Raw genomic sequence first — 14,273 nt, 5'->3', positions numbered from 1 at the left:
AAATATTAAATAACAATGACTTCCGTAAGGAGGTCTTAAAAACTCCCCCTTTAGGGGGTTGGGGGGCACTATGGAAGTTGCACAGGAAACATTAACCGCACCGGAACAAAAGGCAGCCATTGAGCTAACGGGTTCGCAGGCTTTGCTTGATGCTTTGATTATTGAAGGTGTGGATACTATATTTGGCTATCCGGGTGGCGCAATTATGCCCATCTATGATGCTTTATACGATTATAGCGATAAATTAAACCACATATTGGTGCGCCACGAGCAGGGCGGTATTCATGCCGGCCAGGGCTATGCGCGCACATCGGGCAAGGTGGGCGTGGTGTTTGCTACCAGCGGTCCCGGCGCTACAAACCTGGTTACCGGTTTGGCCGATGCACAGATTGACAGCACACCTTTAGTATGCATTACCGGCCAGGTGTTTGCGCACTTGCTGGGTACCGATGCTTTCCAGGAAACGGATGTGATTAACATTACCACCCCCGTTACCAAGTGGAACTACCAGGTAACTGATGCAAACGAAATCCCCGAAGCTATTGCCAAGGCCTTTTATATTGCCAGGACCGGCAGGCCGGGCCCGGTATTGATCGACATTACAAAAAACGCGCAGATACAAAAATTTGAGTACAAAGGCTATACCCCCTGCGATCATATCCGCAGCTATCGCCCCAAACCAATCGTTAGGCCGCAATACATCAAAGAGGCGGCCGAACTGATCAACAGCGCTAAAAAACCATTTATTATATGGGGACAGGGCGTAATATTAGGCAGCGCCGAGCAGGAGTTTAAGGCATTTGTGGAGAAAAGCGGTATCCCCGCGGCATGGACAATCCTTGGTGCAGGCGCTATACCAACAGGCCACCCGTTAAACGTGGGAATGCTGGGTATGCATGGCAATTATGGCCCGAATGTATTAACCAACGAGTGCGATGTATTAATTGCTATAGGCATGCGTTTTGATGACCGCGTAACCGGTCGCCTTGATAAATATGCCAAACAGGCAAAGGTTGTCCACCTGGATATTGATCCTGCCGAAATCGACAAAAACGTAAAATCGACCGTGCCCGTTTGGGGCGATTGCAAGGAAACCCTGCCAATGCTTACCGCTTTGGTTAACCACAACGACCATACCGAATGGGTGAAACTTTTTAACGAATACACCCAAAAAGAGTACGACGCGGTTATCCATACAGAACTAAACCCAACATCGCCGCAAATGACGATGGGCGAAGTAATTAAGCAACTAAACGTGCTGACCAACGGTGACGCAGTTATAGTAACCGACGTGGGCCAGCACCAGATGGTGGCCTGCCGTTATGCAACGCTGAACAAAACCCGCAGCAATATTACCAGCGGCGGCCTTGGCACCATGGGTTTTGCATTGCCTGCAGCTATCGGCGCCAAGTTTGGGGCACAGGAGCGCGATGTTATTGCCATCATCGGCGATGGAGGCTTCCAGATGACTTTGCAGGAACTGGGCACCATTATGCAAACCGGCGTTGATGTAAAGATCATCATCCTTAACAACAAATTCCTGGGCATGGTGCGCCAGTGGCAGGAACTGTTTAACTCAAAACGCTACTCGTTTGTAGATATCCAGAGCCCCGATTTTGTGGCAGTAGCCGCAGCATACGGCATTGCCGGCAAAATGATCGACGACCGCAAGGATCTGCCATCGGCATTAAAACAAATGATGGAAAACAAAGGCTCGTTCCTGTTGGAAGTAATGGTAACCAAGGAGAACAACGTGTTCCCGATGGTGCCTCAGGGCTGTAGTGTTGCGGAAATAAGGTTGAAATAAAAATCCCCCCGGCCCCCTAAAGGGGGAGCAAAAACGTAGGGACACAAAATTTTGTGTCCCTACGCCGCACAAGGGGAAACAAAACAAAAACAAAATGGAAAACCAAATAAACAGGCAGGAATATAACATCACGGTTTATACTGAAAACCAGATTGGTCTTTTAAACCGGATAGCAATAATATTTACCCGCCGCAAAATAAATATCGACAGCTTGAATACCTCTCCGTCGGAAATTGAGAGCATTCACCGATTTAATATAGTGATCACAGAGTCGGAAGATGTGGTGCGCAAGCTTTGCCGCCAGATTGAAAAACAGGTGGAAGTATTGAAGGTGTACTACCACACCAACGAGGATGTGATCTGGCAGGAACTGGCGCTGTACAAGGTATCGACCGATGTAATTGCCGAAAAGGTAAGCGTTGAACGTTTGCTGCGCGAAAACGGCGCCCGCGTGGTAACCCTGCGCAAAGATTACACCGTGTTTGAAACCACAGGCCACCGCGAAGAAACAGACAACCTGATCAGCATTTTGCAGCCTTACGGCCTGATTGAGTTTGTACGCAGCGCCCGCGTAGCCATTATCAAAGACAGCGAAGGCTTCAACGCCAAAATCCGCGAGTTTGAGCGGCTGGAACCAGGTGAAGAAGTGATAGAGAACGAATATTTAAATAAAGGGGAAAAAGTGTTTACGATGTAAAGGCGAAGCCCCCCAGCCCCCTAAAGGGGGAGCGAAGGTGGAATAAATAATTAACTAAAATAAAAAAGCCCCTTTAGGGGTTTGGGGCTATGGAAGAGATCAGACAAAAATACCCATCGGCTTACAACGCTATAAAAGTTGCTACGGAAGCAAGTGGTTTTACCATGCCATCAGAAGTATTGACTTGCTCATTGCTTAAAACACTGGCGGCATCAAAACCGGGTGGCAAGTTTTTGGAATTGGGTACAGGTACAGGATTGTCAACAACATGGATCCTGGACGGAATGGACAGCAAATCAACATTGATATCTATCGATAACGATGAAACGTTGCTCAGCATCGCCAAAGAAAACCTTGGGGTTGACAAAAGGCTGCAACTGATCTGCACCGATGGTGGCGACTGGATAAAACAAAATGCAGGGCAAAAGTTCAGCTTTGTTTTTGCCGATACCTGGCCGGGCAAATATTTATTGCTGGACGAAGTGCTTTACATGGTTGAAACGGGCGGCTTTTACATTATTGACGATATGCTGCCCCAGGCAAACTGGCCTACCGGCCACGCCGAAAAAGCAACAGACTTAATAACTTATTTAGATAGCCGCGAGGATATCATCCTAACAAAAATGGGCTGGGCAACAGGGATAGTGATCATTACAAAAAAATAAACGACGTAGAGACGCAATACTTTGCGTCTCGGAACGAGGAATAAAAAATTATAAACTAAAATATAAAACAACCAAGGCATCGGTGCAATCAATCAAAAAATCGGTGTAATCATTAAATCAAATACGATGGCAAAATTAAATTTCGGCGGTACTGAAGAAAACGTAGTTACCCGCGAAGAGTTCCCTTTATCAAAGGCACAGGAAGTATTAAAAGACGAAGTTGTAGCGGTAATAGGCTATGGCGTTCAAGGTCCTGGCCAGGCGCTTAACCAAAAAGACAATGGCATAAACGTTATTGTTGGTCAGCGTAAAGGCACAAAAACATGGGATAAAGCTGTAAGCGATGGCTTTGTACCCGGCGAAACACTTTTTGAAATTGAAGAAGCCCTTGAAAAAGGTACAATTATTTGTTACCTGTTGAGCGATGCTGCCCAGATTGCAGTATGGCCGACCGTTAAAAAACACTTAACTCCCGGTAAAGCCCTGTATTTTTCACACGGTTTTGGCATCACTTTTAAAGAGCAAACCGGCATCGTTCCCCCTGCTGATGTGGACGTATTTTTGGTTGCCCCTAAAGGCTCGGGTACCTCATTGCGCCGCATGTTTTTACAGGGCCGCGGCTTAAACTCAAGCTACGCCATTTTCCAGGATGCAACCGGTAAAGCAAAAGACCGCGTAATTGCATTGGGTATTGCTGTAGGCAGCGGTTACCTTTTTGAAACCGACTTTAAGAAAGAAGTATTTAGCGACTTAACCGGCGAACGCGGTACCCTAATGGGTTGTGTGCAGGGCATTTTCGCAGCACAATACGAAGTGTTACGCAAAAACGGTCACTCACCATCTGAAGCGTTTAACGAAACTGTTGAAGAATTGACCCAATCGTTAATGCCACTGGTTGCTGAAAACGGTATGGACTGGATGTACGCCAACTGCTCGACCACTGCACAGCGTGGCGCGTTGGATTGGTGGAAGAAATTCCGTGACGCTACCCAGCCGGTATTTGAAGAATTATACAAAAGCGTGGCAACAGGTGTTGAGTCGCAAAAATCAATCGACAGCAACAGCAAACCTGACTACCGCGAGAAACTGGATGCCGAACTGAAAGAACTGCGCGAAAGCGAAATGTGGCAGGCTGGCAAAACTGTACGCAGCTTACGCCCTGAAAACCAGGTTGTAGAAGCGTAAGCCCCCTAACCCCCTGAAGGGGGAATAGAAAAAATAAAACATAGCGATGGGTTTAAAACCCATCGCTATTGAAATAGATAAGCATTAACCGATGACAGTAAAGGGTTTTTCAATCCGGAGCTGCCATCTCAAATTAAGATACTATGTTACACGATCCAAACCGCGTTTATGTTTTTGATACCACGCTTCGCGATGGCGAGCAGGTACCGGGCTGCCAGTTGACGACCCCCGAAAAAATAGAGATAGCCAGGGAACTGGAGGCATTGGGTGTTGATATAATTGAAGCCGGCTTCCCTGTATCGAGCCCGGGGGATTTCCAGAGCGTGGTAGAAATATCAAAAGCTGTGAACAATCCTACGGTTTGTGCCCTTACGCGCGCAAATAAAGGCGATATTGATGTGGCGGTTGAGTCGCTTAAATATGCTAAGCATCCGCGTATCCATACCGGTATAGGCTCGTCAGACATGCATATAAAAACCAAGTTTAACAGCACCCGCGAAGAAATATTGGTTCGCGCTGTTGACGCCGTTAAATATGCGAAGCGTTTTGTTGAGGACATAGAGTTTTACGCTGAAGATGCGGGTCGTGCAGATATACATTATTTAGCGCAAATGGTTGAGGCGGTCATCGCGGCAGGCGCAACCGTGGTCAATATTCCTGACACTAACGGTTATTGCCTGCCTAACCAATACGGTGATAAAATACGTTTCCTTAAAGAAAACGTGCAAAATATCGACAAGGCAATTATTTCGGTGCATTGCCATAACGATTTAGGACTGGCCACTGCAAACTCCATAGCAGGTCTTCAAAATGGCGCCCGCCAGATAGAAGGCACCATAAACGGAATCGGCGAACGCGCCGGCAACACCTCGATTGAAGAGGTGGTGATGATACTGAAAACCCACGAGTCCATTAATCTGCACACCAACATAAATACCCGTAATTTTTACGAGATTAGCCAACTGGTACGCACGCAAATGCGCATGCCGGTACAGGCAAATAAGGCCATTGTCGGCAGCAATGCGTTTGCCCACAGCAGCGGCATACACCAGGATGGCTTTTTAAAGAATCGCGAAAACTACGAAATTATAAGGCCGGAGGATGTAGGTTTCCCAAGCGCAACCATTGTGCTTACCGCACGCAGCGGCAGGCATGCCCTTAAGTTCCATTTGGAGCGCCTGGGTCAGCAATTGGATAAGTCAGGACTGGACGAAGCATACAAGAATTTTTTAACGCTTGCCGATGGCAAGCTGGATATAACCGACGAAGACCTTTTAACGCTGGCTAACAACGTAGGCGTTTTACAGAAATAAAAGCCTCACCTAAATCCTCTCCAAAGGAGAGGACTTAAACTTCACGGCTTTTAGAACCCTCTCCTTTGGAGAGGGCAGGGTGAGGCGAGAACATAACATTGGGATAAGAAAAAGAGATTAAATTATTAAACATAAAATGAGCAAGACATTATTTGACAAGGTTTGGGACACACACGTAGTGCGCCAGATACAGGATGGGCCTGATGTGCTTTTTATCGACCGTCATTTGATTCACGAAGTTACCAGCCCGGTAGCCTTTTTGGGCCTAAAAAGCAGGGGCATAAGGGTTTTATACCCCGAGCGCACCTTTGCTACTGCCGACCATAACACACCAACCATTAATCAGCACCTCCCGGTTGCCGACCCGCTTTCGGCCAATCAGCTTGATGCGTTGGAGTCAAATTCAAACGAATATGGCATCAGTTACTGGGGCCTTGGTCATCAAAAAAATGGTATCGTTCACGTAGTTGGTCCGGAGTATGGCATTACCCAGCCCGGCGCAACTATTGTTTGCGGCGATTCGCATACTTCAACCCACGGCGCTTTTGGTGCCATTGCGTTTGGTATCGGTACGTCGGAAGTTGAAATGGTGCTGGCTACTCAGTGCATTATGCAGCCTAAGCCTAAAAAAATGCGCATTAATATTAATGGCAAATTAGGGTTTGGTGTTACGCCGAAAGACGTGGCACTTTATATAATTTCGAAGCTTAGCACCTCGGGTGCTACCGGCTATTTTGTTGAATATGCAGGTGATGTTTTCGAAAATATGACGATGGAAGGCCGCATGACGGTTTGTAACCTGAGTATCGAGATGGGTGCGCGCGGTGGCATGATTGCCCCCGACGAAACCACTATCGAGTACGTTAAAGGCCGAGAGTTTACTCCAAAGGGAGAAGCCTGGGACAGGGCATTAGCCTACTATAAAACTTTGAAAACCGATGCCGATGCTATTTTTGATAAGGAACTAACCTTTAGTGCATCAGATATTGAGCCGATGATAACCTACGGTACCAACCCGGGCATGGGTATGGGCATATCACACGATATACCTGATGCTGCACAAGTTGAAGGCGGCGTAGCAACGTACGAAAAATCGTTAAACTACATGGGCTTTCACGAAGGCGACTCCATGATTGGTAAACCGGTTGATTTTGTATTCGTAGGCAGCTGTACCAATGGCCGTATTGAAGATTTCAGGGCGTTTACCTCGCTGGTAAAAGGCAAACACAAAGCCGAAAACGTTACTGCATGGCTGGTTCCCGGCTCGCACATTGTTGAAGCGCAGATTAAAGAAGAAGGCTTGCTGGATATTTTAACCGAAGCTGGTTTTACTTTACGTCAGCCCGGCTGCTCTGCATGTTTGGCCATGAACGATGATAAAGTTCCTGCCGGTAAATATGCAGTAAGCACCTCGAACAGAAACTTTGAAGGACGCCAGGGCCCGGGTGCGCGCACCATGCTGGCCAGTCCGCTGGTTGCCGCTGCTGCCGCCGTTACAGGCGTAGTTACCGACCCAAGGACGTTAATTGAAGAACTGGTTTAATTTGTAAAAAGCGAGTAGAGGGTGAATGACGAAGCGTCAATGACCTGATGACTCAATGACTAATGACTAAATACAATGGCTTACGATAAATTCAATATAATAACAAGCACTGCGGTTCCACTTCCGATAGAGAATGTGGATACCGACCAACTGATACCGGCCCGCTTTTTAAAAGCTACGGAACGCGTTGGCTTCGGCGACAACCTTTTCCGCGATTGGCGCTACAATGCCGACAATACCCCCAAAGCGGACTTTGTACTAAACAACCCTGTTTACAGTGGCAAAATTTTGGTTGGCGGTAAAAACTTTGGCTCCGGCTCGTCAAGAGAGCATGCTGCCTGGGCGGTTTATGACTATGGGTTCCGTTGCGTGGTATCCAGCTTCTTTGCGGATATCTTTAGGAATAACTGTCTTAATGTTGGCGTATTGCCCGTACAGGTTAGCGCTGAATTTGCCGAGAAGATTTTCACGGCTGTTATTGGCGATCCCAAAACAGAAATTGAGGTTAATTTGCCCGCTCAAAGCATTACGATCCTTTCAACAGGAGACACTGAAAAATTCGACATCAGTCCCTACAAAAAGGATAACATGATTAACGGGTTTGATGATATTGATTACCTGCAAAGCATCAAAGGCGAGATTGAGGAATTTGCAGCCAACCTACCGCTTTAAAAAATAGAATCAAGAACCAAGAGTCAAGAATCAAGAATCGAAAGTCAGCAACCGAAAACGGGGCGATAAACCCAAACGTTTTTTGTTGACTCTTGATTCCTGACTCTTTACGCTACACAATCCATATAATGGAACGAAGGAAAATAGAGATAATGGATACCACCCTCCGCGATGGGGAACAAACATCGGGGGTGTCGTTTTCTATCTCAGAAAAGTTAACTATTACCCAGCTGTTGTTGGAAGAATTAAACGTCGACAGGGTTGAAATAGCTTCTGCACGCGTATCCGAAGGCGAGTTCCAGGCAGTTAAGAGCATCTTAACCTGGGCCGAAGAAAACGGTTACACCGACCGTATTGAAGTGCTGTCATTTGTTGATGATGGTGTCTCTATCGACTGGATGGTAAAATCGGGCGTGAAGGTTCAAAACCTGCTAACCAAAGGCTCGCTGAACCATCTAACCCATCAGCTTAAAAAAACGCCCGAACAGCATTTTGCCGAAATAAAAAATGTGATCGATCTTGCCCACAGCAATGGTATTGAAACCAACGTTTACCTGGAAGACTGGAGCAACGGCATGCGAAATTCGCCTGAATATGTTTACCAGTACCTTGAGTTTATTACCAAACAACCTGTAAAAAGGATTTTATTGCCCGATACCCTGGGTGTATTAACACCTGTAGAAACCGCAAAGTTTTTAAAGGAACTGATTGCCAAATACCCAAACACCCATTTCGATTTTCATGCACATAATGACTATGATTTGGGTACCGCCAATGTTCTGGAAGCGGTAAAGGCCGGCGTAAGCGGTCTGCACTTAACCGTAAACGGCATGGGCGAACGGGCGGGTAATGCGGCCATGGCCAGCGCAGTAGCCGTAATAAATGATTTTGTGCCAGAGGTAAAAATCGGCATCAAAGAATCAGCTATTTACACGGTAAGCAAGCTTGTTGAAACGTTTTCGGGCGTAAGGATACCATCTAATAAACCAATTGTTGGCGACAACGTGTTTACCCAAACCGCAGGTATCCATGCCGACGGCGACAACAAAAACAACCTGTATTTTAACGACCTGTTGCCCGAACGTTTTGGCCGCAAACGCGAATATGCTTTGGGCAAAACATCCGGTAAAGCCAATATCGAAAAAAACCTGCAGGAACTGGGCCTGAAGCTTAATGATGCCGATCTTAAGAAAGTTACCCAGCGTGTTATTGAGTTGGGCGACAAAAAAGAAACGGTAACTAAAGAGGACCTGCCCTATATTATTTCGGACGTGCTCGACAGCAACCTTTACGAAGAAAAAGTTGTTGTAGAATCGTACGTGTTGGTGCATTCGATGGGATTGCGCCCATCCGCTACCATAGCGGTTAAAATAGACGGCGAAAAGTTTGAAGAAAATGCACAGGGCGATGGCCAGTTTGATGCCTTTATGAATGCGCTCACCAAGGTGTACGTTAAAAAACAACGCCGCCTGCCAAAGCTGATTGACTATGCCGTGCGTATAGCTCCCGGCAGCAGTTCAGATGCGCTTTGCGAAACCATTATTACCTGGAAGGATGACAAGAAAAAGTTTGTTACCAGGGGCCTTGATTCCGACCAAACTGTTTGCGCAATTAAGGCTACGCAGAAGATGTTGAATATAATTTGAGAGATTAGAGGCTGGTGATTTGAGATTGGTTTTACAAATTAATCAAAGTGGCAGCACGTTATAAACAACTAATTATATATTAGATTATTACGCAGATTACTATGGGTGTCCGTCAGCAGATAAGCTTCGGGCGAAAGACAAAAAAGCGGCCGGCCTGTGTGCTGGGTAGGGCATAGGAACTTTTTGCATATAGGGTAGTGAAGCGACAGGGTAGCGCGGCAAAAAGATTCCAGCCCGCAGCATTTTTGGATTTGTGCGTAAAAGGCCTTGTGCGCTAAGGAGCATTTCTGCTGACTTGATTTTTTGGTTACTTTTGTATCAAGACAAAAGTAACAGCCCCCGCGGCAATTGAGCGGGGTGACATTAAGTTCTAAGAAGAAATTTTGCTTCGAAGCCACCCATAAATCACCTCGTATTTTATAGGGATTGACCCGGTGACGACTCAGATTGACAAAATAACAATAATAATATAAATGAAACTAAACATCGCACTCCTTGCCGGAGATGGAATAGGCCCCGAGGTTATTGCCCAGGCTGTAAAAGTATCTGACGCCGTTGCAAAAAAATTCGGTCACGAAATAAACTGGACACCCGCTTTAACCGGCGCTGCCGCAATTGATGCCGTTGGCGAACCTTACCCTGACTCAACCCACGAAGTTTGTATGGCTGCTGATGCCGTGTTGTTTGGCGCTATCGGTCACCCACGTTTTGATAACGACCCGAAAGCCACTGTACGCCCCGAGCAGGGACTACTAAAGATGCGTAAAAAACTGGGACTGTTTGCAAATGTGCGCCCTACGTTTACATTCCCGTCGTTAATTGATAGCTCGCCTTTAAAACGCGAACGCATTGAAGGGACTGATATGATCATCCTGCGCGAACTTACCGGCGGTATTTATTTTGGCGAACGCGGACGCTTGGATAATGGCAATACTGCTTTTGATACCTGTACTTACACCCGCGCCGAAATTCAGCGCCTGGCAAAACTTGGTTTCGAAATGGCAATGACCCGCAGTAAACGCCTCTGCTGTGTTGACAAAGCCAACGTACTTGAAACCTCACGCCTGTGGCGCGAAACCGTGCAGGACATGGAAAAAGATTATCCCGAAGTAAAAGTAACCTACGAATTTGTTGATGCTGTTGCCATGCGTTTGGTACAATGGCCAAACACGTACGACGTAATGATAACTGAAAACCTTTTCGGCGATATACTAACTGATGAAGCTTCTGTAATATCAGGCTCTATGGGCTTAATGCCATCAGCGTCGATAGGCGTACACACCTCGCTGTTTGAGCCTATACACGGTTCATACCCGCAGGCTGCAGGTAAGGACATTGCAAACCCGTTGGCAACCGTGCTTTCCGCAGCTATGATGTTTGAAGATGCATTTAAGTTAAAAGAAGAAGCTGAAGCAATACGTGCTGTTGTAAACAAATCATTAGCCGAAGGAATTGTTACCGAAGATTTAGTCGGTAAAAACAAAGCTTACAAAACCACAGAGGTTGGCGATTGGCTGGCTGCTAACGTTTAATAAGCAAAGAAGAACTAAAAACCTTTGTCATTCTGAGCAGAGTGAAGAATCTTTTACATTTGATAGGGATGCGTCATACCATCGCGCATAGAAGATTCTTCGCTCGCGCTTATAATGACGTATTTATAAGCGTCTGATTATCATTCTCATTTTTAGGTTTGGGTATCTTGTGCTTTGGGTTTCCCGTCAGCAGATAAACTTCGGACGAAAGCCGAAAAAACTGCCGGCCTGTGCGTCGGGCAGGGCATAGGGAATTTTTGCATACAGGGTCTACACTGGATGGGGTAGTCCGGCAAAAAGATTCCAGCCCGCAGTTTTTTCGGCTTTGTGCGTAAAAGGCCTGCAGCGCAAAGAAGCATTTCTGCTGACTTGATTTTTTGGTTACTTTTGTATCAAGACAAAAGTAACAGCCTCCGCGGCAATTGAGCGGGGTGAGCTATAGGTTCTAAGAAGAAATATGACTTCGAAGCTATCCATTACGTCATCACAATGTTTTTTACGGAAATCCAAATGGACACTCAGAACGACAAAAAGGAATTTTGGTGTCTTGAGTGAGTAATCGCTTCAGGCATTTCTTATTCCCGACTTATACAAACTCGGCGTTATCCCTTCAATCTTCTTAAACGCCCTGCTAAAGTAATTCAGGTTATTAAAACCAGCTTTAAAGCATGCTTCGGATATGCTGTTATATGGATTATTCATCAACTGCTTGGCAAACTGTATCCTTTCCTTAATAATATAATCAACCGGCGATATCCCCAGCTCATGCTTAAACGCCCGGAAAAAGCTGGGCTTGCTCATAAATGCCATCTGGCTAAGCGCATCGATATTCAGTTTTTCAGTAAGATGAATCCGGATATACTCAACGACATAAGCAAACCTGCTGCTTTGCGACAACTCGTGCATGTTGGTGTTTACCTCGTGCAGGTTTTGCATCTGCATAATGCGTATCAGCAGTTCCTTTAGGGTAAGATTGGCTAACACATCTTTAGTCAAAGCATCCCCGGTGCTGATGCGGATTAGCTTATTGATGAGTTGGGCTAGCTCGTAATTATTAAAAAAATGGAACTGGTTATAGTTCAGTTTCCACGTGCGGTTGTCTTCGCGGGGATAATTTTCGTTTAAAAAATCCAACGTGCTCATTATTTCCTGCTGGTTTATGGCCAGCGCCGTGCATTGCGAGGGCTGGTTGGCCGTTGCCTCCGGGAAATCAATCTTCATCGTGATGTTTGGCGGCACTATCACCGTTTCGCCGGGCAGGTAATCAAATCCCGGCTGATCAAACAAATGCATTACCTTTTTGCCGCGCAGCATGCTGGTAATTACCAGGTCGCTAAAAGTGAGCGGCACCAGCTCGCTGCGCTGGTAGGTTTCAAAAATATTAAGCTCGCACTGGTTCAAAGTATAGGCCTTCCTGTTTTCAACAAGCGTACTTATTTCCTTGCGGTTTGAAAGCGCCAGGGGCAATACCAGGCTTTTATTGGTCATAATAATTGGTTGCGGGCTACCCGAGTACAAATTAGGTATACTATTGTTCATTTACAATAACTTATAAAAATTGATACCATTGTGCTACCATTTGATACCATCGTGCAAATGCCCCGTTTGTGGTAAACCTAAATTAGTGCCACCAATTAAAACTTAAAAAACATGAGCATTCCTGCAAAACCAGCTTTTAAAGAAAAGTACGGCAATTTTATTGGCGGCAAATTTGTGCCGCCGGTTAAAGGCGAATACTTTGAAAACATTTCGCCTATTGATGGTAAGGCGTTTACACTCGCGGCCCGTTCGAGCAAGGAAGATATTGAACTTGCTTTGGATGCCGCCCACGCCGCATTTGCAACCTGGGGTAAATCGTCAGCGGCATACCGGGCATCGCTGCTTAATAAAATTGCTGATGTTATTGAAGCTAATCTCGAATACCTGGCAATTGTTGAGTGTATTGACAATGGCAAGGCCATCCGCGAAACAAGGGCTGCCGATTTACCTTTGGTGATAGACCACTTCCGCTACTTTGCCGGGGTAATCCGTGCCGAAGAAGGCGGTATATCCGAGCATGACGAATACACCGTAAGCATTTGCCTGCACGAGCCTATTGGCGTGGTTGGCCAGATTATCCCGTGGAACTTCCCCTTACTGATGGCTACCTGGAAAATTGCTCCCGCCCTTGCCGCCGGCAACTGCTGCGTGGTAAAACCCGCCGAGCAAACGCCAACATCAATAATGGTGCTGATGGAGCTGATACAGGATATATTGCCTCCGGGCGTATTAAATATTGTTACTGGTTTCGGCCCTGAGGCAGGAAAGCCGCTGGCATCGTCGCCGCGCATTGCCAAGGTCTCGTTTACGGGCGAAACAACAACCGGTCGTTTAATTATGCAGTACGCCTCAGAAAACCTGATACCCGTAACCATGGAACTTGGCGGCAAATCGCCAAATATTTTCCTTGAATCGGTAGGTGCCGCCGATGATGAATTTTTCGACAAGGCCATTGAGGGTGCCGTTTTGTTTGCCTTAAACCAGGGCGAAGTTTGCACCTGCCCGTCGCGTATTCTGGTGCACGAAAACATTTACGATAAGTTTATGTCGCGGGTAATTGAGCGTACAAACGCCATAAAAATGGGCAATCCGCTTGACGGCGATACCATGATGGGCGCCCAGGCATCGAACGATCAGTACGAAAAAATACAATCGTACCTTAAAATTGGCCGCGAAGAAGGGGCGGAAGTATTGTGTGGCGGCGAGGTAAAAAAATTGGACGGCGAACTTGGCGGCGGCTATTATATTCAGCCAACCCTGTTTAAGGGTCATAACAAAATGCGCATTTTCCAGGAAGAAATTTTTGGTCCTGTTGCCTGCGTTACCACCTTTAAAACTACCGAAGAAGCCATTGCCATTGCCAACGATACCTTATACGGACTTGGAGCCGGCGTGTGGACCCGGGACGCACACGAAATTTACCAGGTACCGCGTGCCATACAAGCCGGTAGGGTTTGGGTAAACAACTATCATGCTTATCCTGCCCACGCACCATTTGGCGGTTACAAAAAATCAGGCTTTGGCCGCGAAAACCACAAAATGATGCTGGGCCACTATCGCCAAACAAAAAACATGCTGATATCATACAATAAAAACAAGCTGGGCTTTTTTTAGCATCTTATTGTTTTAATAAGGGGATGTCACCCTGAGCCTGTCGAAGGGCGACGCGCGCAG

At 46.5% G+C, this 14,273-nt stretch carries 11 protein-coding genes; 10 read left to right on the top strand and 1 reads right to left on the bottom strand.

What is annotated here, in order from left to right; genetic code table 11:
• Window positions 1-70 precede the first annotated feature (70 nt).
• From ilvB to leuB, 9 genes are all read left to right on the top strand, one after another.
• A complete protein-coding gene (gene ilvB / locus NAF19_RS10770) occupies window positions 71-1,807 on the top strand; it encodes a biosynthetic-type acetolactate synthase large subunit (protein ID WP_252790049.1) in 1,737 nt (578 codons plus the stop codon).
• Between the two features lie 94 nt (window positions 1,808-1,901).
• A complete protein-coding gene (gene ilvN, locus NAF19_RS10765; RefSeq protein ID WP_252790048.1) occupies window positions 1,902-2,504 on the top strand; it encodes an acetolactate synthase small subunit in 603 nt (200 codons plus the stop codon).
• Between the two features lie 89 nt (window positions 2,505-2,593).
• Window positions 2,594-3,169: an O-methyltransferase gene (locus NAF19_RS10760; protein ID WP_252790047.1), complete on the top strand. Its 576-nt coding sequence runs from the start codon at window positions 2,594-2,596 to the stop codon at window positions 3,167-3,169.
• A gap of 126 nt (window positions 3,170-3,295) precedes the next feature.
• Window positions 3,296-4,354 (top strand): ketol-acid reductoisomerase, encoded by a 1,059-nt coding sequence (ilvC, locus tag NAF19_RS10755; RefSeq protein WP_252790046.1) that lies wholly within the window; start codon window positions 3,296-3,298, stop codon window positions 4,352-4,354.
• 143 nt (window positions 4,355-4,497) lie between these two features.
• Window positions 4,498-5,667: a 2-isopropylmalate synthase gene (locus tag NAF19_RS10750; RefSeq protein WP_252790045.1), complete on the top strand. Its 1,170-nt coding sequence runs from the start codon at window positions 4,498-4,500 to the stop codon at window positions 5,665-5,667.
• A gap of 136 nt (window positions 5,668-5,803) precedes the next feature.
• The gene (gene leuC, locus NAF19_RS10745; RefSeq protein ID WP_252790044.1) at window positions 5,804-7,210 is read left to right on the top strand and encodes a 3-isopropylmalate dehydratase large subunit; all 1,407 of its coding nucleotides are present in this window, start codon (window positions 5,804-5,806) and stop codon (window positions 7,208-7,210) included.
• A 75-nt stretch (window positions 7,211-7,285) separates the two neighbouring features.
• A complete protein-coding gene (leuD, locus tag NAF19_RS10740) occupies window positions 7,286-7,882 on the top strand; it encodes a 3-isopropylmalate dehydratase small subunit (RefSeq protein ID WP_252790043.1) in 597 nt (198 codons plus the stop codon).
• A 128-nt stretch (window positions 7,883-8,010) separates the two neighbouring features.
• A complete protein-coding gene (locus NAF19_RS10735) occupies window positions 8,011-9,528 on the top strand; it encodes a hydroxymethylglutaryl-CoA lyase-like TIM-barrel protein (protein ID WP_252790042.1) in 1,518 nt (505 codons plus the stop codon).
• A gap of 473 nt (window positions 9,529-10,001) precedes the next feature.
• Window positions 10,002-11,060 (top strand): 3-isopropylmalate dehydrogenase, encoded by a 1,059-nt coding sequence (gene leuB / locus NAF19_RS10730; RefSeq protein ID WP_252790041.1) that lies wholly within the window; start codon window positions 10,002-10,004, stop codon window positions 11,058-11,060.
• A gap of 564 nt (window positions 11,061-11,624) precedes the next feature.
• On the opposite strand, the gene NAF19_RS10725 is transcribed toward leuB, so the two are convergent.
• Window positions 11,625-12,599: an AraC family transcriptional regulator gene (locus tag NAF19_RS10725; protein ID WP_252790040.1), complete on the bottom strand. Its 975-nt coding sequence runs from the start codon at window positions 12,597-12,599 to the stop codon at window positions 11,625-11,627.
• Between the two features lie 111 nt (window positions 12,600-12,710).
• Here NAF19_RS10725 and NAF19_RS10720 point away from each other — a divergent pair, with 111 nt between their 5' ends.
• Window positions 12,711-14,213, top strand: coding sequence for an aldehyde dehydrogenase family protein (locus tag NAF19_RS10720; protein ID WP_305884789.1), 1,503 nt, complete (start codon window positions 12,711-12,713; stop codon window positions 14,211-14,213).
• Window positions 14,214-14,273 lie beyond the last annotated feature (60 nt).

This window comes from Mucilaginibacter flavidus (assembly GCF_024055575.1).
GTDB classification, from domain to species: Bacteria; Bacteroidota; Bacteroidia; order Sphingobacteriales; family Sphingobacteriaceae; genus Mucilaginibacter; species Mucilaginibacter flavidus.
This window is presented reverse-complemented; position numbering and strand designations above follow the sequence as displayed.